Origin of the sequence: Streptomyces sp. NPDC059002 (genome assembly GCF_042740435.1) — a bacterium.
In the GTDB taxonomy this organism is placed as follows: domain Bacteria; phylum Actinomycetota; class Actinomycetes; order Streptomycetales; family Streptomycetaceae; genus Streptomyces.
Genome location: NZ_JBHYJI010000080.1, coordinates 1 through 22,284, shown reverse-complemented (window position 1 = coordinate 22,284; position 22,284 = coordinate 1). Strand labels below are relative to the sequence as shown.

Below are 22,284 nucleotides of genomic sequence, written 5' to 3'. Positions count from 1 at the left end.
GCCCCGTTGCAGACCGAGTCGGCCACGCCGTCCCTGTGGCCGACCCGGTCTGCGCCGCGCGTCTCAACGGGTGGTGTGCGCACCCCCGTTGACGTGCAGGACCTGGCCGGTGATGTGGCGGGCCGCCGGGGAGGCGAGGAAGGCGACCGCGCCGACGATGTCCTCGGGTGAACCGGGGCGGCCCGTCGCGGTGTTGGCGATCAGTTGCGCGCGCCGTTCGTCCGCGAGCTGGTCACGGAAGAAGTCGGTGTCGGCGATATAGCCGGGCGCGACGACATTGGCGGTGATGCCGCGCGCGCCCAGCTCGTGCGCGAGGCTGATGTTCCAGGTGGCGAGTCCGGCCTTGGACGCGCCGTACGAACCCGCTCCCTGGTCGGCGGCGATCGACCCGATGTGCATGACGGCACCGCCCTCGACGAGCCGCTCGTCGAGGGCCTTCGTGGTGAGTGCGGCAGTGACCAGATTGGCGTCGAGGTTGGCGCGGAAGTCCCGTGCGTAGGCGGCCAGGTCGGTCCTGCCGTCGGCGTCGAACATGATGTTCCCGCCCGCGTTGTTGACCAGCACGTCGATCCGCTCGGGGAGTTCACCGAGGAGCCGGGTCAGTGCGTCCGGGTCCGTGTGGTCGCAGACGAGGGCGCGGACGCCGCTCCGCCGTGCCGGTTCCTCGAGCGGGCCCGGCCTGCGGCCGGTGATCACCACCTGCTCGCCCTGTGCGGCGAAGTGGAGTGCGACGGCTCGTCCGATGCCCGTTCCGCCCCCGGTGACAAGGATGTTGCGTGCCATATGCTGAGCTCCGTATCGCAGTCGTATAGACCTAAATTTAGAGCTAAACGTAACACCCGGGAGCCCCTCCGTGCCAAGAGATCCACAGGACGAACAGCGCACCGCCGCCGAAGCGGGGGCCGATGAGGGAGGGGGCCCTCCCGCCGCCCAGGACATCGCCGACGCCTGGCAGCGCGAGCGCCCCGGCACCCCCGTCGACTCCATCACGATCGTCACCCCGATCTGGCAGCTGGCCAAGCTCTTCGGCGACGACCGGCGCCGCGTCCTGAACCGCGCCGGAGTCGACACCGCCACCCTCGACCTGCTGAGCACGCTGCGCCGCAGCGGCCCTCCGTACACCCTCAACACCCGGGAACTCGCCCGGCGTTCACTGGTCACGGCGGGCGCCGTCTCCCAGCGGATCACCCGCGCCGAACGCGAGGGCCTGGTCACGCGCCACCCCGCACCGGGCCGCACGCGCACCGTCCTCGTCACCCTCACCGAAGCCGGTCACCAGCTCGTCGAGGTGACCGTCGACCACGTGCTCCACCGGGACGCCGACCTGGTCGACGCGCTCACCCCCGAGCAGCGGACCCAGCTCGCGGACCTGCTCGGCACCCTGCTGCACGGCGTCCAGTCCCGCGTCGGCGACCACACGATCTCCCAGGTCGGCCAGATCTGACGGCCTTCACCAAGGAGCTTTCGCGAAGGGGCCTTCGGCGCGGGGGAGTGTCGTGGAGTCGGGGTCGGGTACCTGCGCCCCATGGACGAGAGTACCCAGGACACGAAGGCCATGGACGAGCGCAACCCCCCGTCCCCCGGCCGGGACGGTGCACCGCTCCCCAGAGACCTGCCGGATCAACAGGCGTCGGACGGGCCGGATCCCTGGGACGTGGACGAGGAAACGGCCGCCACCGGCAACGCCCCGGACTCCGACGACGACGTGCCCGACACGGACGAAGGCGGCACGGGGCGGCGCGGCACCCCGCATCCCGACGCCTCGGGCGCGGGCGGGCCGCAGCCGGAGGAGTCCTCCGGGTGACGGCTCACCGACGGGGCGGCCGGGTCATTCGGACTCCGTCACGGTCGCGTGGCCCTGATGCCGTACGTCCGGGTCCGGGTGCCTGCGCAGCAGACGAAGGAGCGCCCGCCATTCCTCGGGCCAGCCGAGGCTGTTGCCCGTGCCGGTGACCAGACCGGCCGCGAGCAGGCCGGTGACGGTGCCGCCGTCCCGGAGCAGCCGCTCGGCGGTGGCCAGCAGCGTCTCGGTGTGCCGGGGCAGCGAGCCGTACGACCACGAGGTCTGCAGGCCACCGGCGATCCGTACGGCGACGGTCGTGCCGGAGCCCTCCAGGGCGTCGGCCAGGTCCCGCAGGCGCCGAAGGAGCGCGTCGGGTTCCGCGTCGCGGTCGATCAACCTGCGGAGCAGCTCGGCGCGTTCGGGCGTCAGGAGCGGTTCCGGGGCCAGCTGCGCGGCGAGCGCCTCAAGGACCGCGTGCGGTTCGTCGCCGTCGGAGCCGAGCGACATCAGGGACCGCAGCCGCTGAAGCGCGGGCAGGTCCCGGTCCGCACCGGCGTCGCACCCGCCGTCCGGCTCGTGCGCGGCCGTCAGGAGCGCCGCCACCGCGCCGTGCAGCGCGCTGCCGGGTGCCGCGCCGCCCACCGGGTGCGGGAGCCCGGAGACGGCCAGGTCGCGCAGGGCCCATGCCGCGTACTGCCAGTGCGTACGGGCGCTGAGATCGCAGACCGTCCGGGCCAGGCGGTCGGCCAGTTCGGGGGCGTAGCGCGACCAGACGCCCATGGCCCGCATCAGGCGGTAGCCCGAACCGTCGGCCGACGCCAGGCACGCGTCGTACGCCGCACCGATCACCGCGGCGTACCGGCGGCGGTGCGCGTCGGCCAGCTCCCAGGGGGTGACCTCCAGAAGCGCACCGAGCACGGGCCCGTCGTCGCCGCTCGCGGCGGCATCGAGCAGCGGCCAGGCCTCGGGCACGTCGAGCAGCGGCGGAAGCGCGCGGACGACGGTGGCCCGCACGTCCGGGTGGGACGCGGGGGCCCGGAAGGCGTGCGCCAGCAGGGTCACCGCCTGCCGGGGCGGCAGGAAACGGGCCGTGAGCCGCACGGCCTCCTTGCGGGACGTCACCTTCGCGGCCCGCTCGCCGGTCAGCAACGAGCCCAGCAGCACGGCGAGTTCGGCTGGGGCGGTGAACCGCGCGGCGCGTGCCGCCGCGTACACGGCGACCCGCGCACGGTCACCGCCCGCCTGCTCCAGGAGCACCGGCAGCGCCTCCTGCGGCCGGTCGGTCCAGGGCAGCGCGGCGAGTGCGGCCTCGGCCACCACCACCTCGGTGTCGTCCTTGTGCCGCATCGCCAGCTCACGGCCCGACCGGGGGACCGGTGCCGCGGCCCGGATCGCGGCCGCCCGCTCATCGAGCGGAAGGGAAACGTCCGCGGCCGCCTGCCCGGCGAGCCGCGCCGCGGCCCGCTGCTGGCGGGGCAGCCAGCGGTCGCTCTCACCGAGATCGGGCAGCGGGCGCACGGCGCCGGGCACCAGGAAGCGGCCGTACGGCGGGGTGTCCGCGAGCAGCACGTCCAGCAGATCCGTGCGGCGCCGGGCCACCACGCGCCGGACGGGCGCGAGGACGATCGCCGACGGCTCGCGCGCGACGAGCCCGGCGACGCGTTCGTCGCGGGTGGCAGGAGCCGCGAGCCACAGCTGCGCGGCCGCCTCGAACGTCTCGTCGTCGCCCCGTTCCAGCGCGGTGGCCAGCATCTCCTGCAGTGCAGGCAGGAGCTGGGCCCGAGGCCCCAGCGCGTCGGCGAGGCCGAGCAGCAGCCGGAAGTCGGACCGCCCCGCCGCGGCGTCGAGCCAGGGGCGCAGCGCCGCGAGGACCTGGCGTTCCTGGCCCCGGCGCAGGACGAGGTGCAGCGGGCCGAAGTCGGGCACGCCCACCCGGCCCACGATCCGCTCCAGGGCACGCAACGCCCAGTCCCGAAGGGCCGGTTCGCCGTCCGTGGCGTGCTCGACCAGGACGCGCTCGGCGAGGGTGCGCACCGCCGTCCTGCCGTGCGCGGAACTGTCCCGTGCCTCCAGGGCGTCGACGGCGATCCGGTCGAGCGCGTCGGCGTCATCGGCGCGGAACAGCCGGGGGTGCACCGCGGCGAGCGCGGTGAGTGCCGCACCCCGCACCGGTTCCTGCTCGTTGCGCAGTCCGCCCATCAGGGCCAGGAGTTCGGTCATCGCCGGGCGCCCGCCGTCGCGCGCGGCGCCCGCCACGAGCAGCGGCCAGGCGACGGCCCGGTCGTCGGCGTCCGAGCGGCGCACCGCGGCCAGGAGCGCGGGACGCGCCTCGTCGAACGGGCCGTGCGCCAGGGTGTCCAAGTTGTCCGACCAGTCCCAGGGTTCATCGGAGAACTCGGCCGCGGCCCGCCGCACCTCCGCCCAGCGGCGCTCGCGGGGCAGCAGGTCGAGCACCTGAAGGGCGGGCTCGGAACGCGTGCCGTCAGCGGTTACCGCGTCGAGGAACGCCGGGCGCAGACCGGGGGCCATGGCTTTCATCAACGCGTGGAAGTGGGCGTCGCGGCGCAGCCAGTGGCGGCCGAGCGCGGTCAGCGAAGCGGGCGCGGCCGCCACCAGCCTGCGCAGGACTCCCGGCGGCGGCACCGGCTCGCAACGCTGTTCCTTCCGGCCGCTCGCGGTGATCCAGCCGATGACGCGCTCGGCGTCCGCGCTGACCAGCGGACCGAGTGCCCGGGTCAGCGCGGGCGGCAGATGGCCGGGTCCGCTCCGCTCCAGCAGACCGAGGACACGCTCGGGGCGCGCGGGCGCGAGCGCCGCGACCGTCGTGGCGTGCAGGAGCCACCAGTCCTGGCGCTGCTCCCCGCCCGAGCGGTCGGCGAGTGCCGTCTCGGCGTGGTCGAGCACCGCGTCGGGGTGGCGGCGGGCGAGCCGCGTCCAGCCGTTCACGGCGTGTGCGAGCGCGGGCAGATGGTGTGCCACGAAGGGGGCGGAGCAGCCGGGGAGCAGCCGCGCGGCCTCGGCGTCACCCCATTCCGCGCGCAGCCGCACCACCATCCGCTCGGCGAGGGTGGGCCGGTCGCCGGAGGCGAGCAGACGGGCGAGGCGGTGGCGCCGGGCGGCCGGTGCGTCGGTGTACGCCGCCTCGACCGCGTCGTCGGGGACGGGCAGTTCCCGGGCGGCACGCAGCGCGTACCCGGCGACGACCGGGTCGGGATCGGCGAGCCGCCCGGCGAGGAACGCGGTGTCCCGCCCCACGAGGGCGGCGAGTGCGGCGAGTCGGCGCTCATGGGGGCCGCGCGCGTCCCAGTCGGTGAGCAGCGCGGTGAGCTGTCCTTCGCCCGCGAGCCGGTGCGCGGTGCGTGCGGTGAGGGTGAGGCGGGCGGGGAACGGCAGCGGCTCAAGTGCTCGGAGCAGGTTCTCCGCGGTGGTCGACATGCGGCGATTGTGTCCGGCGTGATCGATTTGTGCGAACGAATTTGTGCGGGACGGGGCAGGGCGGGGCGGTGCGGGTGCTCCGAGTCCGGCCGGGTTCAGACGAGTTCAGACGAGTACGGACGAGTTCAGGCGAGTTCAGGCGAGGGCGCACTCGGGGCACACGCCCCAGTAGGTGACCTCGGCTTCCGAGACGCTGAAGCCGAACCGCTCGGTGTCGGGCAGGTGGTCCAGCGGGTCGCCGACGGGGTGGACGTCCCGGATGGCGCCGCAGCCCGAGCACGTCAGATGCTGGTGGGGGTGGTGGGCGTTCGGGTCGTAGCGCATGGCGCGGCCGTTGGTGGGGACCTCGATCACCTCGCCGAGCGAGACGAGTTCGCCGAGGGTGTTGTAGACGGTGGCCCGCGAGATCTCCGGCAGCTTGACCGTGGCGCGTGCCAGCACCTCGTCGGCGGTGAGATGGACGTGTTCGCCGTCGAGCACCTCGGCGACCACCCGGCGCTGAGCGGTCAACCGCCAGCCGCGCCCGCGGAGCCGTTCGAGCAGGTCACTCATTGCGCACCAGCCTTACTGTGCATCGTCCGACGAATGAATCCGTACGGCCCTGTCTGGCGTATTGACTTGGACTTGGTCCATCGTAGGATCGGTTCCGGCCAACAGCCAAGGGTCAGGGCAACAGCAGGGGAAAACGCGTGACTTCAGGAGGCGGGTGCGCTCGCCGCGGCATCCGGTGTCCCGCTCGCGTTCCGTCAGGACGGCGAGCCGTCGGACGTCGGTTGTGCGCCGTCGTCACGGACACCGGCCGCAGGCCCGCCTACGCCCCCTGCCCTACCGCGTCCACCGGCCGTGCATTCCCGGCCGGTGAGGCCGAGGCCTTCCACGGGGTCCGTACCCCGAGTGAGTCAACCGCACCGCAGTTCCTGAGCATCGTGATCCGCCCCGTCCGGAAGGATTCCCATGACTGAGAACCATGACGCGATCGTCACCGACCCCGAGCCGGAGGAGGCAACCGGCTGCCCGGTCGCGCACGGCCGCGCACCGCACCCGACGCAGGGCGGCGGAAACCGCCAGTGGTGGCCGGAGCGGCTCAACTTGAAGATCCTCGCCAAGAACCCCGCGGTGGCCAACCCGCTCGGTGAGGAGTTCGACTACGCCGAGGCGTTCAAGACCCTCGACCTGCCGGCCGTGAAACGGGACATCGCCGAGGTCCTGACCACCTCGCAGGACTGGTGGCCCGCCGACTTCGGCCACTACGGCCCCCTCATGATCCGGATGGCGTGGCACAGCGCGGGCACCTACCGCATCAGCGACGGCCGCGGCGGCGCGGGGGCGGGCCAGCAGCGCTTCGCGCCCCTCAACAGCTGGCCGGACAACGCCAGCCTCGACAAGGCCCGCCGTCTGCTGTGGCCGGTCAAGAAGAAGTACGGCAAGAACCTGTCGTGGGCCGACCTCCTCATCCTCACCGGCAACGTCGCCCTGGAGACCATGGGCTTCGAGACCTTCGGCTTCGCCGGCGGCCGCGCCGACGTGTGGGAGCCCGACGAGGACGTGTACTGGGGCCCCGAGACCACCTGGCTCGGCGACGAGCGCTACACCGGCGACCGTGAGCTGGAGAACCCGCTCGGCGCCGTCCAGATGGGCCTCATCTACGTCAACCCCGAGGGCCCGAACGGCAACCCGGACCCGATCGCCGCGGCCCGCGACATCCGTGAGACGTTCCGCCGCATGGCGATGAACGACGAGGAGACCGTCGCCCTGATCGCGGGCGGTCACACCTTCGGCAAGACCCACGGCGCGGGCCCCGCCGACGCCGTCGGCAACGACCCCGAGGCCGCCCCGATCGAGCAGCAGGGCCTCGGCTGGAAGAGCACGCACGGCACCGGCGTCGGCAAGGACGCCATCACCAGTGGCCTCGAGGTCACCTGGACCACCACGCCGACCCAGTGGGGCAACGGGTTCTTCAAGAACCTCTTCGAGTACGACTACGAGCTCACGCAGAGTCCGGCCGGCGCCCACCAGTGGGTCGCGAAGGACGCCCCGGAGATCATCCCGGACGCCTTCGACTCCTCGAAGAAGCACCGCCCGCAGATGCTCACCACCGACCTGTCGCTGCGCTTCGACCCGGTCTACGAGCAGATCTCGCGCCGCTTCTACGAGAACCCGGACCAGTTCGCCGACGCCTTCGCCCGCGCCTGGTACAAGCTGACGCACCGCGACATGGGCCCGGTCGTCCGCTACCTCGGCCCGGAGGTCCCCTCCGAGGAGCTGCTGTGGCAGGACCCGCTGCCGCAGCGCACCGGTGAGGTCATCGACGCCGCGGACGTCGCCGCGCTCAAGGAGAAGGTCCTCGGCTCGGGCCTCACGGTCGCGCAGCTCGTGTCCGTCGCGTGGGCCGCGGCGTCCTCCTTCCGCGGCAGCGACAAGCGCGGTGGCGCCAACGGTGCCCGGATCCGGCTGGAGCCGCAGCGCGGCTGGGAGGTCAACAACCCGGACGAGCTCGCCCAGGTCCTGCGTACCCTCGAAGGCGTCCAGGAGTCCTTCAACTCCCAGGGCGGCAAGCAGGTTTCGCTGGCCGACCTGATCGTGCTCGCGGGCTCCGCGGCCGTCGAGAAGGCCGCCAAGGACGCCGGTACGGACGTCGAGGTGCCCTTCACGCCGGGCCGGGTGGACGCGGCGCAGGAGCAGACCGACGTGGAGTCGTTCGCCGCGCTCGAGCCGACCGCCGACGGGTTCCGCAACTACCTCGGCAAGGGCAACCGCCTCCCCGCCGAGTACCTGCTGATCGACAAGGCGAACCTGCTCAACCTGAGCGCCCCCGAGCTGACCGTCCTCGTCGGCGGCCTGCGCGTCCTCGGCGCCAACCACCAGGGTGCGAAGCACGGCGTGTTCACCGACAGGCCCGGCACGCTGACCAACGACTTCTTCGTGAACCTGCTCGACATGGGCACGCAGTGGAAGTCGACGTCCGAGGCGCAGGACGAGTTCGAGGGCCGCGACGCCAGCGGCGCGGTCAAGTGGACCGGCACCCGCGCCGACCTGGTGTTCGGCTCGAACTCCGAGCTGCGCGCGCTCGCCGAGGTCTACGCGAGCGACGACGCCAAGGAGAAGTTCGTGAAGGACTTCGTCGCGGCGTGGCACAAGGTCATGAACCTCGACCGGTTCGACCTCGTCTGACGTCCTGGCACGTCCGGCGCGAGACCGTCGAAGGTGAACTGCCGCACGCCATCGGGCGTGCGGCAGTTCCGTTGTGTGCCCGGCCCGCGGCTCAGGGCTCGTTCAGGTAGGCGAGGACGGCGAGGACGCGGCGGTTGTTGCTGTCGTCGTCGGTGATGCCGAGCTTGCCGAACAGGGACGTCGTGTACTTGCTGATGGCGCTGTCGCTGAGGAAGAGCCGCTTGGCGATGGCCTGGTTGGACAGGCCCTCGGCCATCAGGCCCAGGACCGAGTGCTCGCGCTCGGTGAGCCGTTCGAGGCGACGGTTCGACGATCCGTTGGACAGCAGTTTGGCGATGACGGCCGGGTCCATGGCGGTGCCGCCCGCCGCGACGCGTTCCAGGGCGTCGATGAACTGGTCGGCCTCGAACACGCTCTCCTTGAGGAGATAGCCGACGGCCCCGGACCCGTCGGCCAACAGCTCGCGGGCATAGAGCTGTTCGACGTACTGGGACAGGATCAGGACCGGCAGGCCCGGCTGTCGCGCGCGGGCGGCAAGAGCCGCGCGCAGGCCCTCGTCGGACTGGGAGGGCGGCATCCGGACATCGATCACGGCGACATCCGGGCGGTGGGCGAGGAGCGCCTCGAGCGTCTCGGGCCCGGTGGTCGCGGTCGCCACCACCTGGTGCCCGTACGCCTCGATCAGGCGGACCATCCCGTCCCGCAGGAGGTAGAGATCTTCGGCTACAACGATTCGCATGGCACCGACATCCTCACATGAGTGGGGCCGCCCTGCGGACTGGTGATCTCCAGGGTGCCGTCGAAGACCGCGAGGCGGCGGCGCAGCCCCGCGAGTCCGCCGTCGGCGCGCTCGGCGGCCCCGCCACGGCCGTCGTCCTCGACCTCGACGACGATGCCGGTCCCGTCCCCGGCGATGCGGATGTGCGCACGGGTCGCATGGGCGTGCTTGACCGCGTTGGTCACCAGCTCGGCGATCCCGAAGTACGCGGCGGACTCGATCGGCGGGTCGAGGCGCAACTCGTCGGCGCTGACCGTCACTTCCAGCGGGCTGTCCAGGGCGAAGGCGCGGACGGCGGCCACGAGTCCCCGGTCGTTGAGGACCGGCGGGTTGATTCCCTTGACCAGTTCGCGCAGTTCGGTCAGGGAGGTGGCGGCGCCCGCCCGCGCGTCCCGCATCAGCGCCCTGGCCTGCTCGGGATCGGTCTCCATCAGCTTCTCCGCGGTCGCCAGGGAGAGCCCGAGCGCGACCAGCCTGGCCTGCGCCCCGTCGTGCAGGTCCCGCTCGATACGACGGATCTCCGCGGCCTGCGCGATCGTCGCGTCCGCGCGCTGGGACGTCAGCTCGCCCACCCGCTCCGCGAGCGCCATCGCGGGCGACGCGCGCAGAAAGCGGACAGCCACCGGTTCGGCGATCCGCCAGGCGTACGGGGAGCAGCCGATGCCCACGACCAGACCGAGCAGCCCGACAAGACGTGCGACGGTCGTCTGTCCGCCGAGCCCGATGGCCGCCGTCGCGACCCCGGCGAGCGGGACGGCCGCGACCAGGCCCGCGGTGCACGGGGCGATCGCCGTGAAGCGCAGATCGCGCCAGTTGGCGGGGTCGTTCCAGCGGAGCCGCCAGCGCTGGTCCATGCGGGCGTCCCTGCTGGTGCGCTCGTACGAGAAGCCGTTCCACCAAAAGCCGGTGGACATGCGGACCACCGGAGGCGCCTCCCGGTAGCCGGGCGCGACGACGGTGGACGTCCACTTCCCGACGAGGAAGCGGAACATCCGGCAGACCGGCCGTGACAGGGCGATGCTGCCGACACAGACCACCAAGAACGCGGGCAGCCACGACCACGGATTCCCCGGGCCCCACCAGATCGCCAGCGCCACGGCCGCGGCCCACACGGCCGGGACCAGCATGCTGACGAGCACCACGGCGCCCGCTCGCACGAACCCCACGCAGGCACTCGCCGCCCACGTCACCAACTGTCGCATCGTCATTCCTTCTCACCTCGTCCGGTGCTCCCACTGTGCACCCTGACCAGGCGTGATCCCCCCGATCGGGCCCGGAAGTGGGTCCAGCCCCACCCCTTCCTGCGCCCAGGCGGAGCAGGGCGTGGGCCGCGACACGGGGGCGTTGCGGCAGGACGCCGATCGAGAGCGAGGCCATTTCCCCATGGCGGAAGAGCCACTAGGCAAGTGACAGGCTCAGCAGAAGTATTGATTCGGATACCAAGGGGCCTGATTTCACCGCATCGACTTGCCTGAAATGACGAGGCAATTGAAGGCCTGCAAGGTTTTTGGGAGGAATGGGCCGACGTCGTGCTCTCCATGGCGAGCATCGCCGAGAACGTGAAAGGTGAAAGGTGATGAGCATGGCCGAGAACCCGACCCCGGAAAAGCTGACAGCGGCGTCCGGCGCGCAGGGGACGGTGCGTCCCCCGCTGGTCAGGCAGCCCCGCCCCGTGCTGATCCCGCTGTCTCCCGCCCAACGGCAACTATGGATTCTTGACACGGTCGCAGGAGGCACGGAACGCGCATCGGCGGCCAACAACATTCCGTTGGCGCTGCGCCTTTCCGGTCGGCTCGACACCGCCGCCCTGCGGAGCGCACTCGGTGACGTGGTGAGGCGGCACGAGGTATTGCGCACCGTCTTTCCCGGAACGGAGTCCGGGATATCCTTCCTCGCCCACCAGGTCGTCCTCGGCACCTTCAGACCCGCCCTGCCGGTCACGGACATCTCGCCCGAGGGACTGGATGAAGCGCTGGCGACCGAGGCGGCGCGCAGCTTCGATCTGACGGCCGAACCGCCGATCCGCTGCCGTCTGTTCGCTCTCTCGCCGGACGAGCATGTGCTGCTGATGACGATCCATCACATCGCGATGGACGGCTGGTCGTACGGGCCGCTCGCCGCGGATCTCGCGGAGGCCTACACCGCCCGGTCCCAAGGGCGAGAGCCCGGCTTCGGGCCGCCGGCCGTCCAGTTCGCCGACCATGTCCTGTGGCACCAGCGCGTGCTGGGCGACGAACGGGATCCCGGCAGCCTGGCGGGTTCGCAACTCGCCTTCTGGCGGCGGGAGCTGGCCGGACTGCCGGACCAGCTGGCACTCCCGACCGATCGGCCCCGCCCGGCCGAGCCGAGCAGGCGCGGCTCGACCGTTCCGATCCGGCTTGACGCCGCGCTGCGTACCCGGCTGACGGAAGTGGCGCGAACCACCGGCACCAGCCTGTTCATGGTGCTGCAGGCCGGACTCACCGCCCTGCTCACCCGCCTGGGCGCCGGGACCGACATCCCGCTGGGCTGCCAGGTGTCCGGCCGCGGCGACGCGGCCCAGGCGGACATGGTCGGCTGTTTCCTCAACACGCTGGTGCTGCGGACCGACACATCGGGCGACCCGACCTTCACCGAACTGCTCGACCGGATCCGGAAGAGCGATCTGGCGGCCAAGGCCAACGCCGATCTGCCGTTCGACCGCGTGGTGGACGCCGTCAATCCGGCGCGGTCCCTGGCCAGGCACCCGCTCTTCCAGATCATGCTCGTACTGCAGAACACCCCGGAACGGCCGTTCGCCCTGCCCGGCATCGACGTCACCCAGCACTACGTCCACACGGGCGGCGCCCGCTTCGACATGGTGATCGACTTTCGCGAGGAGCCCGGCGGCGACCTCGGCGGGGTCGTCGAATACGCCGGCGACCTCTATGACCGGGACAGCGTCGAGCGGTTCGCGGCGCGGCTGGTGCGCCTGTTGCGCGCTTTCGCCGCGGATCCCGGCCTGCCCATCGGGCGCCCTGCGCTGCTGGAACCGGCCGAGTTCGAGCGCATGGCGACGGAGTGGCAGGGCGCCGATGTCGATGCGGAACTGGTTCCCGTGCAGCGTCAGTTCGAGGCCCAGGCGCGACGGACGCCTGACGGCCTCGCGGTGGCCTTCCGCGACCGGGAACTCAGCTACGCCGAACTCGACGCGCGCGCAGACGGCCTGGCCCGGCAGCTCGTCGCGCGGGGCGTCGGCCCGGAGAAGCTGGTGGCGGTGTGCCTGCCCCGGTCCGAAGGGCTGGTCGTCGCGTTGCTCGCGGTGCTCAAGGCCGGGGGTGCGTATCTGCCGATCGACCCGGACTACCCGCCGGACCGCATCGCGTTCATCCTGGACGACGCCGCCCCCGTGCTCGCGCTCGCCACGTCCGCGACGGCTGCCGGGCTTGCCGAGGGCACGGTGGAGTGCCTGCTCCTGGACGCGGACGTGGCCGCCGACCAGCGGACCGGCGAGGGGAAGCAGCCCGATGGCGGCACGGTGCCCCACGTACCGTCAGCGGCACCCGCCTACGTGATCTACACCTCGGGCTCGACGGGACGGCCCAAAGGGGTCGTCATCTCCCACGGCGCGCTGAGCAACCTCCTCGGGGCCATGGGGGAGCGGTTCCCGCTCGGACCCGCTGACCGGTGGCTCGCGGTCACCACGATCGCCTTCGACATGTCCAACCTCGAACTGTGGCTGCCACTGGTGTCCGGTGCCGGAATCGTCCTCGCGGACCGGGACATCGTCTACGATCCGGCCGCCCTCAGCGCCGTCGTCAAGTCCGCGGGGGTCACCGTCATGCAGGCCACGCCGTCGCTGTGGCAGTCCCAGCTGGGTGCCGACCCCGACGGCGTGACGGGCCTGCGGATGCTCGTCGGCGGGGAGGCGCTCCCGTCGGCGCTGGCCGGGGCCATGGCGGAGCGGGCAGTTGACGTCACCAACCTGTACGGCCCCACTGAGACCACGATCTATTCGACGGCGGCCGCCGTCCCCTCTGGAGGCGGCCACATAACGATCGGGCGCCCGGTCTGGAACACACGGGCATACGTCCTCGACGCCGGTCTGCGGCCGCTGCCGAGCGGCGTCGTGGGGGAGCTCTACCTCGCGGGCGCAGGACTTGCCCGCGGCTACCTGAACCGTGCCGCACTGACCGCTGAACGCTTCGTGGCCGATCCGTTCGGCCCGCCGGGCTCGCGGATGTACCGGACGGGCGACATGGCGCGCCGGCAGGCCGACGGCACCCTCGACTACGTCGGCCGGGCCGACCATCAGGTGAAGGTCCGCGGTTTCCGCATCGAACTCGGCGAGGTGGAGCACACGCTGGCCACGCATGAGGGGGTCGCGCAGGCCGCCGTGGCGGTCCGCGAGGACGGTCCGGGAGACAAGCGGCTGGTCGGCTACGTGGTTCCCGCCGTCCCGGACGGGTCGGCCGCGGCACCTCTCGATCCCGTGGGCCTGCGGGCCTTCGCGGGCGAGACGCTCCCCGGCTACATGGTGCCCGGATCGATCGTGGTGCTGGACGCGCTTCCGCTGACCCCCAACGGCAAACTGGACCGCGCGGCGTTGCCCGCCCCGGAGCCACGGGACGCGACGTCCCATCGGTCTCCCGCCTCCGGGACCGAGGAACTCCTGTGCCGGTTGTTCGCGCAGGTGCTCGGCCTCACCGACGTCGGCGCCGACGTCGGGTTCTTCGACCTCGGCGGGGACAGCCTCGCCGCGATCCGGCTGGTCAGCGCCGTTCGCAAGGCCGGGCTTCCGCTGAAGGCACGAGACGTCTTCGCGCACCAGAGCGTCGAGCGCCTCGCCCGTGCCGTCGTGCGAAAAGGGGATGTCGCGTCGAGGCGGCGCAGCCGAGGAGAAGCGGTCAGGTGAGTCGCCGGTCCCGCTTTCCGGCCACCTAGCACTGGAGGACAATCGTGGATTTCAGTCTTTTCTACTTCGCTCACGACGGAGTCGGCGGAACCCGGCGCATGCCTCGCCAACTCCTGCTCGAAGGAGCACGTTTCGCGGACCGGCACGGCTTCACGGCGGTATGGACACCGGAACGGCACTTCCATCCGTTCGGCGGGATCCATCCCAACCCCGCCCTGACGAGCGCGGCGATCGCGGCCGTCACGGACCGGGTCGAGATCAGGGCGGGGCATGTCGTCGGCCCGCGTCCCGACCCGATCAGGATCGCGGAGGAATGGGCGGCGGTCGACAACCTCTCCGACGGCCGGGTGGCGCTGTCCTTCGGACCCGGCTGGCCCAGCAACGATGTCGTCCTGGCGCCGGAGGAGTATTCCCAGCGCAGGGAAGCGCTCATGCGCACGATCGACACCGTGCGGCGGTTGTGGCGCCAGGAGACCTTCGAACTGGCGGACGGCACCGCCGAACCGGCGCCCCAACGCATCGACCCGGCCCCGGTGCGGCCCGAGGTTCCGGTCTGGCTCACGAGTGCGGGCAGCCTGGAGACCTTCCGGGCAACCGGCCGACTCGGCGCCGGAGTTCTCACCCACCTGCTCTGCCACAACCTGGAGGAACTCGCCAAGAAGATCACCATCTATCGCGAGGCCTACACCGGGACGGGAGCGCCCCGGGTGGCGCTCATGCTTCCCACCTTCCTCGGACCGGACCGCGAGGCGGTGCGTGACACCGTCCGTGTCCCGTTCCTGCGCACCAAGGCGGGGCTGCTCCTCCAGGCACCGGGCGACCTGCTCCAAGGAGTGGATCCGGAAGAACTCGACCCGGAAGACCTGGAGTTCGTCGTCGAGCAGGCCTTCGACCGCTACTTCGAGACCGGCGGTCTGTTCGGCGAAGCGGACGTTGCCGCGCGGCTGCTGGACAGGCTCGCGGAGATCGGCGTCGACGAGGTGGCATGCATGATTGACCTGGACGTGGAGGCCGACGCCGTACTGGCCGGCCTGGACCGGCTGGCTGCGCTCAAGGACGCGTGGCAGACCTCGCGACCGGCGGCAACTCCGTCACATTCGGCACAGGAGTAGGGTTGCTCCGCGGGGTGCCAAGAGCCTTCTCGGGGGAGCAAGTACGCGGCCGCAGCGTCCAGCGAATCCTGCGGCCTCGTCCATCGGCAAGTCGTGTGCGGGAAGACCGTACGCACGGATGGAAAGGGGACGGAGGTAACGGGCCCGCAAGGAGCACCGCGCCACCACCTACCAATGACCGAGACCGAATTCGACACCGAGATCACCGCGGATCTTGTCCGTGACCTGCTGCAGGACCAGCATCCGGACCTGGCAGAGCTGCCCCTGCGCGAGGTGGCGGGCGGCTGGGGCAACCAGATGTGGCGCCTCGGGGACGAGCTGGCCGTACGGATCCAGCGCATGGACACCGAACCCGACAACCAGCTCAAGGAGCGCCGGTGGCTGCCGCTGCTCGCCCCGCGCCTGCCGCTGCCCGTGCCCGTCCCGGTGCGCAGCGGTGCGCCCTCCGAGCGTTTTCCCAAGATGTGGACGGTCATGAAGTGGGTGCCGGGCCTGCCGCTCGACCACGGGTCGATCACCCGTGGCGAGCACGCGGCCGACACTCTGGCGGCGTTCCTCCGGGCGCTGCATGTGGCGGCGCCCGCCGACGCACCGGCTGACACGGGCCGCGGCGCGCACCCCAAGGACAGCACGGACTTCTTCGACCAGTTCTTCGACGCCGTGGACGCCGACGCGATCGGCTCCGACGCCGCCGACGTCCGGGCCGTCTGGGACGACGCCGTCGCGGCCCCCGCATGGGAGGGCCCGCCGGTGTGGGTGCACGGCGACCTGCATCCCGCGAACGTCGTCGTCGTGGACGGGACGCTGGCGGGCGTCGTCGACTTCGGCGACATGTTCGTCGGCGACCCGGCGTTGGACCTGGCGGCCGCCTGGGTGCTGCTGCCGCAGGGCGAGGCCGCACGCTTCTTCGCCGCGTACGGGGAGGTGGACGAGGCGACGGTCCGGCGCGCCCGCGGCCATGCCGCGTTGAAGAGCCTGTTCCTGATGCTGATGGGCCAGAACGGCGACCGCGGCCTGCCCGGCGGCAAACCGGCGTGGGGCCCGGCGGGACGGGCGGCGCTCGACCGGGTCCTGAGCGAGCGTCCGGCCCGACTGCGCGAGTAGCTCGACGGCACACCCCTGACGCGCGGCCTGATCCGCCGGACAGGCCCTAGCGGGTTCCCAACGGGGCGGCACGCCAGGGGATCCGGCTGCTCCGACGACCGGGCCCTGAGGGAGCGCGAAGGCGTACGCCAGTACCTGCCGTACCCCTCACCCCGCGCCGTCCCCGTCGGCCCGGTCGCCGAGCAGCTGGATCAAGTCCCAGCGATTGCCGTACAGATCCCTGAAGACGGCGACCGTGCCGTAGGGCTCGTCCCGTGGGGCCTGCTCGAACTCGACCCCGGCGTCCCGCATGCGTGCGTAGTCACGCTCGAACGCCTCGGTGTTCAGGAACCAGCCGACCCGGCCGCCGGTCTGTTCGCCGATGGCGGCCTCCTGACCGTCGGTCACGGCGCGGGCCAGCAGCACCGCCGCCTCTCTCGAACCCGGGGGCGCCACGACGACCCAGCGCTTTCCGCCGCCGAGATCGGTGTCCTCGCGGAGTTCGAACCCGAGGGCGTCCACATAGAAGGCGATGGCCTCGTCGTAGTCGCGCACGACCACGGTCACCAGTCCGAGATAGGGCATCCGGCGATCCTGCCCGCTTGTCGTCCTGTTGTCATCAGTCGGGTGCCCGCGGCGCCGTCGCACGGTCGCCCGTGACCGGGCCGAGCGCTCCGGTCAGGGCGCCGATGGAGATGTCGCGCAGCTGGGTGCGGGAGTACCGCTGGGGGTGATGGGTGAGCCAGTCGACGCACAGCGCGCGCACGAACACCAGCCAGCTCATCACCGTGGCCGAGGCCATCTCGCGCCGGGTATCCGGCAGTTGGTCGGCGTCGAGGCCGATGGCCGCCAGGACGCGGCGGCGCAGTTCGTCGAGTTCCTCGTCGATGATGCCCTGGATCAGCTGATCGCCCGCGAGGCCCCGGTTCGCCGCGAGGACCGTGTGCCGGTTGGCCGCGAAGTAGTCGATGTGGGCGTCGAGACCGGCCTTGAGCCACTGGGACGGGGGCAGGGAGGGATCGAGTTCGGTCGCGGCGAGCAGTCGGGCGGCGGCCTGCCGGTAGATCGCGGCGAACAGCTCCCGCTTGCCGGGGAAGTACCGGTAGAGGAGGGCACGCGAGACACCGGCCCGCTCGGCGACCTCCTCCATCAGGACCTCGTCGTACGGCTTCAGGGCGAACAACTCGGCGCCGATGTCGAGCAGTTGGCTCTGTCGCGATTGGGGGGAGAGGCGGCGGCGTGCAGGGGGCATGTGCCCCAAGTTACTTGACCCGTGTCTACTTACGGCCGTACCGTCGCGTTAGTAGACGCAGGTCTACTAACGCGACGGAGGTGACCGGACGTGACCAGGCTCAAACTCCTCAACTGGCTCGCTTGGACCATGGGCATCGCCTGCGCCGCCATCGGCGTCTACCACCTCGTCCTCGGCATCGCCTCCGTTCCGGGCGAGACCTCGGCCGGTGCGACGGTCGACAGCCGGGAGCGGTTCTACAACGCGATCTTCCTGGGGTACGGCCTGGCCTGGATCTGGGCGGTCCGCCAGTCGCCGATCCCGGCGCGGGCGGTGCGCGGGCTCGCCGGGATCATGCTGATCGGCGGGGTCGGCCGACTCCTGTCCGTCCTCGTCCACGGCTGGCCGCACTGGTTCCAGATCCCCCTCGCGGTCATCGAACTCGTCCTGCCGCCGCTGTACTTCTGGCTGGCCGACGCCGACGAAAGGGCCGCCCGCGCCCCGGCACCGCAGCGCGAGCCCGCACCGCACGCCACCCCCTGAGGCTCAGCCCGCCGCGGCCCCGAACCACTGCTGCAGCGCGCCGAGCAGGCCCTCCTGGTCCTCCCCAGCCCACGCCACATGGCCGTCAGGCCGCAACAGCACCGCGGGCGCGTCCAGTTGCTCGCTGACGTCGACGACGTGGTCGACGCGGTCCGCCCAGCCCTCCGGCGAGAGCCGGCCGGTCTGGTCGAGAAGCAGTCCGCGGCCCTCGTGCAGCAACTCGTAGAGGCGGCCCCGCTTCAGCTCCAGGTCGCGCATCCGACGACCGAGCAGTTCATGGCCCGCGCCGAAGTCGTAGCGGACGTCGACGGCGGTGATCATCCCGGTCACGTACCGGTTCACCTCCTCGAAGTCCATCAGCTTCGCGAACAGCTCCCGCAGCGCGGTCGCGCCCGGATCGGTCCCGAGCAGCGTGATCTGCGCGCGGGTGTTCTCCAGGACGCGGGCGCCCACCGGGTGCCGTTCGGCGTGGTAGCTGTCGAGGAGGCCGTCCGGCGCCCAGCCGTTGACCGCGGCGGCCAGCTTCCAGCCGAGGTTGAACGCGTCCTGCACACCGAGGTTGAGCCCCTGCCCGCCGGTCGGCGGGTGGATGTGCGCCGCGTCGCCGACCAGGAAGACCCGGCCGTCCCGGTAGCGCTCGGCCTGCCGCGTCGCGTTGCCGAACCGGGAGAGCCAGCGCGGCGCGTGCACGCCGAAGTCGGAGTCGGCGTGGGCCCGCAGCCGCTGCCTGAAGTCGTCGAGGGTGGGCTCGGCCGTACGGTCCTCGGCCACTCCGTCGGCGGGCACGATCACCCGGAACAGCCCGTCCTCGGTCGGGGTGACGGCGAACCGCAGCTGGGTCTTGTTGACCTCCTGGACGGCCGCGGCGATCACCGCGGGATCCTCGGTCACCTTCATTTCGCCGATGAGCGTCTCGACCGTGGCGGGCTCGCCGGGGAAGCCGACGCCGATGAGCTTGCGCACCGCGCTGCGGCCGCCGTCGCACCCGACGAGATAGCGCGAGCGCAACCGCGTGCCGTCCGCCAGCTCGACACTCACCCCGGCCCCCTCTTCGGCCCCGGTCGCGGCATCGTCTTCGTGCTGGGTGACCCCGACCACTTCGCAGCCGCGCCGGATGTCGGTGCCGAGTTCGCGCGCACGCTCGTCGAGCAGCCGCTCGGTGACCGGCTGCGGCACGGCGACGCCGTACGCGTGCGCCGTGTCCAACCGCTCGGGCCACGGCTTCACCACACCGCCGAAGAGACCACCGGCCTGGAACTTCTCGCTGACCGCGAGGAACCGGTCGAGCAGGCCGCGCTGGTCCATCACCTCGACGCTGCGCGCGTGCAGCCCCTGACCGCGCGACTGTCCGGTCGGCTCGGTCAGCTTCTCCAGCACGACCACGCGCACGCCGTGCAGCCGCAACTCGCAGGCCAGCATCAAGCCGGTCGGCCCACCGCCGGCGATGATGACGTCGATCAACGCAACCCCTAAATCAGTGCCATTTCCAGGAAGCCGAATCCGCGGATTCGGCTCAGGCCGGTGATTGTGCGCCATGACCTGGGCCTTGCCGCAAGTCCCCCCATGGGCTATACATTGAGAGTGGCAAGGAGCGGTCGACCTCCTTGCCTTTCCTTTTGCGCAGGGCCAATTCAGGGCCAATTCAGGCCCGCTTCAGGCCCGCTTCAGGGCCGCCGACGGGCCGACGGGCAGGAAAATCCGTTGCCGTTCCCGCGCCGCGAAGCAACGATCGCGGGATGGTTTCGACTTCACCCCCCGACGGCCGCGCCGGAATCGACGCCGCCCTCGTACGACGCCTGATCGCCGCGCAGTTCCCCCAGTGGAGCGACCTGCCCGTGACCCCGGTGGAGGTCGACGGCTGGGACAACCGCACCTATCGCCTCGGCGACGACAAGACGGTGCGGCTGCCCACGGCGGCGGGCTATGTTCCCGCGGTCGACAAGGAGAACGACTGGCTGCCGCGGCTCGCGCCGTCGCTGCCCGTCGCCGTCCCGCCCGTCCTCGCCAAGGGCGAACCCGGCGAGGGGTACCCCTTTCCGTGGTCCGTGCGCGGCTGGCTCGCGGGGGAGACGGCCGCCCGGGCACACATCGACGACATGCCCCAATTCGCCGTCTCCGTGGCCGAGTTCCTGCTCGCCCTGCAGCGCTGTGACACCGCGGGCGGGCCGGTCGCCGGGGCGCACAGCTGGTATCGGGGAGCCTCGCCCGCCCACTACGACGCCGAGACCCGCCGCTGCCTCGCCGCACTGGAAGGCAGGGTCGACACCGAACGGGCCGCCGTCGTGTGGGAGGCCGCGCTGGCCGCCGCATGGGACGGGCCGCCCGTGTGGTTCCACGGCGACATCGCCTCCGGCAACCTCCTCGTCGAAGGCGGCAAGTTGAGCGCCGTCATCGACTTCGGCACGTCCGGCGTCGGCGACCCGGCCTGCGATCTGGTGATCACGTGGGGCATGTTCGAGGGAGAGAGCAGGGAGGCGTTCCGCCGGGCCGTCGACCAGGACGAGAGGACCTGGGCGCGGGCCCGGGGCTGGATCCTGTGGAAGTCCTTGCTCGTCCTGTCCGGATGCATCGACACCGACCCGGCGGACGCGGCGGTCCAGCGACGGATCATCGACACGGTGCTGGCCGACCACGACCGCTTCGGCGACGCCAGTCCGTCCTGACCCGGAGCTGATCGCGTGAGGGGCGCGCGAGCAGCTCATTCCGTGGTCCACGTCCGGAGCTTCTCGGGGTTGCGTACGGCCCACAGGCGCGCGATCCGGTCGTCGACGATGCCGAACGCGATGACCGCCGTGGTGACGCCGTCCTGCTGGATCACCAGACCGGGCTGACCGTTGACCACGCGCTCCAGGATGGTCAGTTCGGCCACCGCGCCGGTGACGGCGATCATGTAGTGCGCGATCTGCTCGCCGCCGTCGATGGGGTGCGGCGCGGCGTCGGCCAGTCCGCCGCCGTCGGCGAGCGCCGTGGCATCGGGGTCGAGGAGGCCGATGAGGGCGCCGATGTCCTTGGCCTCCCATGCCGTCTTGAAGTCCCTGACGATGCCGGCGCGCCGGGCCGCCGGTGTCCCGGACGGGTGCGACGCGCGCAGGCGGCGGCGGGCCGACGAGGCCAGCTGACGGCAGGCCGCAGGGGTCCGGCCGACGACGTCGGCGACTTCGGCGAAGGAGTAGCGGAACACGTCGTGCAGGACGAACGCGACGCGCTCGGCCGGGGTCATCGATTCGAGCACCACCAGGAACGCCATGCTGATCGACTCGTCGAGCGTGACCCGGTCGGCCGGGTCGGCGGCCCGGCCCGTCGGCCGCCCGCCGATCCACTCCGAGTGATCGGGCACCGGCTCCGGGAGCCACTCGCCGACGTAGGTCTCGCGCCGGGCCCGCGCCGAGCCGAGCTGGTCGAGGCAGATACGTCCCGCGACCTTGGTCAGCCAGCCGCCGGGGGACTCGATGGCCTCCCGCTGCCGCGGCGACATGGCGTACCAGCGGGCGTACGTCTCCTGGACGACGTCCTCGGCGTCGGCCACCGATCCCAGCAGCCGGTACGCGACGTTGATCAGCTGTCGCCGCTCGCTCATCACCGCGCTCAGGCCCGGGTCGAGCAGGCCGTCTGCTGCTTCGGACGGGGTCGTCATGGTGTCGCTGCTCCTTCGGCCGTACGGGTCGTCACCCGTACGACGAGACAGCCCTCCGGAATGTGACGTCGGCGCGGCACCTCACATTCCGCGCGGCTGTCTCGTCGTACTGCTGGGACGACACGGTCCCGTGACAGGGGTTCCGCCCAGGCGGCGGAACGACCGCGCAGCAAGAGGAGATCACTCATGCAAGCCCGTATCGACTTCCACACCAACCCGGTCTCGGCGAAGGTCGTGAAGCATCTCGCCGCGGCGGGAATGGGGATCACGGACGCCTCCCTGCCGCCCGCGACGCCGGAACTCATGGCACTCCGCATCAGCCAGATCAACGGCTGCGGCTACTGCGTCGACATGCACACCAAGGACGCCACGCAGGCCGGTGAGAGCCAGCAGCGGCTCCACCTCGTGGCGGTCTGGCGCGAGGCCAAGGTGTTCACCGACGCGGAGCGGGCGGCCCTTGAACTGGCGGAGGAGGGTACCCGGATCGCCGACGCCGCCGGTGGTGTCAGCGACGAGGTCTGGGCCAACGCCGCCAAGCACTACGACGAGGACCAGCTCGCCGCCCTGGTGTCGATCATCGCGGTCCTCAACGCCTTCAACCGCCTGAACGTCATCACCCAGCAGCCCGCGGGCGACTACCA

The 22,284-nt window shown here is 71.7% G+C and carries 18 protein-coding genes; 9 read left to right on the top strand and 9 right to left on the bottom strand.

The window, feature by feature from the left end; translation table 11 throughout:
* Positions 1 to 63 precede the first annotated feature (63 nt).
* Positions 64 to 783, bottom strand: a complete 720-nt coding sequence (locus ACFWZ2_RS39650) for an SDR family NAD(P)-dependent oxidoreductase (protein WP_384554355.1) — start codon at positions 781 to 783, stop codon at positions 64 to 66.
* Between the two features lie 70 nt (positions 784 to 853).
* Between ACFWZ2_RS39650 and ACFWZ2_RS39645 the strand changes: the two genes are divergently transcribed.
* Positions 854 to 1,444, top strand: coding sequence for a MarR family winged helix-turn-helix transcriptional regulator (locus ACFWZ2_RS39645; RefSeq protein ID WP_384554353.1), 591 nt, complete (start codon positions 854 to 856; stop codon positions 1,442 to 1,444).
* A gap of 81 nt (positions 1,445 to 1,525) precedes the next feature.
* Complete coding sequence (locus ACFWZ2_RS39640) at positions 1,526 to 1,804, top strand: hypothetical protein (RefSeq protein WP_384554351.1); 279 nt, start codon at positions 1,526 to 1,528, stop codon at positions 1,802 to 1,804.
* 24 nt (positions 1,805 to 1,828) lie between these two features.
* On the opposite strand, the gene ACFWZ2_RS39635 is transcribed toward ACFWZ2_RS39640, so the two are convergent.
* Together ACFWZ2_RS39635 and ACFWZ2_RS39630 are read right to left on the bottom strand one after the other, a co-directional pair.
* The gene (locus ACFWZ2_RS39635) at positions 1,829 to 5,218 is read right to left on the bottom strand and encodes a hypothetical protein (protein ID WP_384554350.1); all 3,390 of its coding nucleotides are present in this window, start codon (positions 5,216 to 5,218) and stop codon (positions 1,829 to 1,831) included.
* A 135-nt stretch (positions 5,219 to 5,353) separates the two neighbouring features.
* Positions 5,354 to 5,770, bottom strand: coding sequence for a Fur family transcriptional regulator (locus ACFWZ2_RS39630; protein ID WP_384554348.1), 417 nt, complete (start codon positions 5,768 to 5,770; stop codon positions 5,354 to 5,356).
* A 402-nt stretch (positions 5,771 to 6,172) separates the two neighbouring features.
* Here ACFWZ2_RS39630 and katG point away from each other — a divergent pair, with 402 nt between their 5' ends.
* A complete protein-coding gene (katG, locus tag ACFWZ2_RS39625; protein WP_384554346.1) occupies positions 6,173 to 8,389 on the top strand; it encodes a catalase/peroxidase HPI in 2,217 nt (738 codons plus the stop codon).
* Between the two features lie 91 nt (positions 8,390 to 8,480).
* Here the strand turns inward: katG and ACFWZ2_RS39620 are convergent, their stop codons facing one another.
* The gene (locus ACFWZ2_RS39620) at positions 8,481 to 9,128 is read right to left on the bottom strand and encodes a response regulator (protein ID WP_384554345.1); all 648 of its coding nucleotides are present in this window, start codon (positions 9,126 to 9,128) and stop codon (positions 8,481 to 8,483) included.
* Positions 9,113 to 10,369 (bottom strand): sensor histidine kinase, encoded by a 1,257-nt coding sequence (locus tag ACFWZ2_RS39615; protein ID WP_384554344.1) that lies wholly within the window; start codon positions 10,367 to 10,369, stop codon positions 9,113 to 9,115. The genes ACFWZ2_RS39620 and ACFWZ2_RS39615 overlap by 16 nt, the downstream gene beginning before the upstream one ends.
* 380 nt (positions 10,370 to 10,749) lie before the next feature.
* Between ACFWZ2_RS39615 and ACFWZ2_RS39610 the strand changes: the two genes are divergently transcribed.
* The 3 genes from ACFWZ2_RS39610 to ACFWZ2_RS39600 all read left to right on the top strand — a co-directional run bounded on the left by ACFWZ2_RS39610 (position 10,750) and on the right by ACFWZ2_RS39600 (position 16,256).
* Positions 10,750 to 14,040, top strand: a complete 3,291-nt coding sequence (locus ACFWZ2_RS39610) for an amino acid adenylation domain-containing protein (RefSeq protein WP_384554342.1) — start codon at positions 10,750 to 10,752, stop codon at positions 14,038 to 14,040.
* Between the two features lie 44 nt (positions 14,041 to 14,084).
* The gene (locus ACFWZ2_RS39605; RefSeq protein ID WP_384554340.1) at positions 14,085 to 15,152 is read left to right on the top strand and encodes a MupA/Atu3671 family FMN-dependent luciferase-like monooxygenase; all 1,068 of its coding nucleotides are present in this window, start codon (positions 14,085 to 14,087) and stop codon (positions 15,150 to 15,152) included.
* 174 nt (positions 15,153 to 15,326) lie between these two features.
* Positions 15,327 to 16,256, top strand: coding sequence for a phosphotransferase (locus tag ACFWZ2_RS39600; protein WP_384554338.1), 930 nt, complete (start codon positions 15,327 to 15,329; stop codon positions 16,254 to 16,256).
* A gap of 147 nt (positions 16,257 to 16,403) precedes the next feature.
* Here the strand turns inward: ACFWZ2_RS39600 and ACFWZ2_RS39595 are convergent, their stop codons facing one another.
* Positions 16,404 to 16,820, bottom strand: coding sequence for a VOC family protein (locus ACFWZ2_RS39595; RefSeq protein ID WP_384554336.1), 417 nt, complete (start codon positions 16,818 to 16,820; stop codon positions 16,404 to 16,406).
* 34 nt (positions 16,821 to 16,854) lie between these two features.
* Entirely contained in the window at positions 16,855 to 17,487 is a 633-nt protein-coding gene (locus tag ACFWZ2_RS39590) for a TetR/AcrR family transcriptional regulator (RefSeq protein ID WP_384554334.1), read from the bottom strand.
* Positions 17,488 to 17,577: 90 nt separating this feature from the next.
* On the opposite strand from ACFWZ2_RS39590, the gene ACFWZ2_RS39585 reads away from it, so the two are divergent.
* A complete protein-coding gene (locus ACFWZ2_RS39585) occupies positions 17,578 to 18,009 on the top strand; it encodes a DUF4345 domain-containing protein (RefSeq protein WP_384554332.1) in 432 nt (143 codons plus the stop codon).
* Positions 18,010 to 18,012: 3 nt separating this feature from the next.
* Here the strand turns inward: ACFWZ2_RS39585 and rox are convergent, their stop codons facing one another.
* Positions 18,013 to 19,470: a rifampin monooxygenase gene (rox, locus tag ACFWZ2_RS39580; protein WP_384554330.1), complete on the bottom strand. Its 1,458-nt coding sequence runs from the start codon at positions 19,468 to 19,470 to the stop codon at positions 18,013 to 18,015.
* 275 nt (positions 19,471 to 19,745) lie between these two features.
* On the opposite strand from rox, the gene ACFWZ2_RS39575 reads away from it, so the two are divergent.
* Entirely contained in the window at positions 19,746 to 20,672 is a 927-nt protein-coding gene (locus ACFWZ2_RS39575; protein WP_384554328.1) for an aminoglycoside phosphotransferase family protein, read from the top strand.
* A 35-nt stretch (positions 20,673 to 20,707) separates the two neighbouring features.
* On the opposite strand, the gene sigJ is transcribed toward ACFWZ2_RS39575, so the two are convergent.
* Positions 20,708 to 21,643, bottom strand: coding sequence for an RNA polymerase sigma factor SigJ (gene sigJ / locus ACFWZ2_RS39570; protein WP_384554326.1), 936 nt, complete (start codon positions 21,641 to 21,643; stop codon positions 20,708 to 20,710).
* Positions 21,644 to 21,829: 186 nt separating this feature from the next.
* Between sigJ and ACFWZ2_RS39565 the strand changes: the two genes are divergently transcribed.
* A partial coding sequence (locus ACFWZ2_RS39565) for a carboxymuconolactone decarboxylase family protein (protein ID WP_384554324.1) occupies positions 21,830 to 22,284 on the top strand: 455 nt, incomplete at its 3' end.

Bases quoted from the DNA above. Each gene is read 5' to 3' on its own strand.
- ACFWZ2_RS39640 (WP_384554351.1), top strand. From the start codon at position 1,526: ATGGACGAGAGTACCCAGGACACGAAGGCCATGGACGAGCGCAACCCC.
- ACFWZ2_RS39595 (WP_384554336.1), bottom strand. From the start codon at position 16,820: ATGCCCTATCTCGGACTGGTGACCGTGGTCGTGCGCGACTACGACGAG.
- ACFWZ2_RS39600 (WP_384554338.1), top strand. From the start codon at position 15,327: ATGACCGAGACCGAATTCGACACCGAGATCACCGCGGATCTTGTCCGT.
- ACFWZ2_RS39635 (WP_384554350.1), bottom strand. From the start codon at position 5,218: ATGTCGACCACCGCGGAGAACCTGCTCCGAGCACTTGAGCCGCTGCCG.
- ACFWZ2_RS39620 (WP_384554345.1), bottom strand. From the start codon at position 9,128: ATGCGAATCGTTGTAGCCGAAGATCTCTACCTCCTGCGGGACGGGATG.
- ACFWZ2_RS39590 (WP_384554334.1), bottom strand. From the start codon at position 17,487: ATGCCCCCTGCACGCCGCCGCCTCTCCCCCCAATCGCGACAGAGCCAA.
- ACFWZ2_RS39575 (WP_384554328.1), top strand. From the start codon at position 19,746: ATGGTTTCGACTTCACCCCCCGACGGCCGCGCCGGAATCGACGCCGCC.
- ACFWZ2_RS39650 (WP_384554355.1), bottom strand. From the start codon at position 783: ATGGCACGCAACATCCTTGTCACCGGGGGCGGAACGGGCATCGGACGA.
- ACFWZ2_RS39630 (WP_384554348.1), bottom strand. From the start codon at position 5,770: ATGAGTGACCTGCTCGAACGGCTCCGCGGGCGCGGCTGGCGGTTGACC.
- sigJ (WP_384554326.1), bottom strand. From the start codon at position 21,643: ATGACGACCCCGTCCGAAGCAGCAGACGGCCTGCTCGACCCGGGCCTG.
- ACFWZ2_RS39615 (WP_384554344.1), bottom strand. From the start codon at position 10,369: ATGCGACAGTTGGTGACGTGGGCGGCGAGTGCCTGCGTGGGGTTCGTG.
- ACFWZ2_RS39610 (WP_384554342.1), top strand. From the start codon at position 10,750: ATGGCCGAGAACCCGACCCCGGAAAAGCTGACAGCGGCGTCCGGCGCG.
- katG (WP_384554346.1), top strand. From the start codon at position 6,173: ATGACTGAGAACCATGACGCGATCGTCACCGACCCCGAGCCGGAGGAG.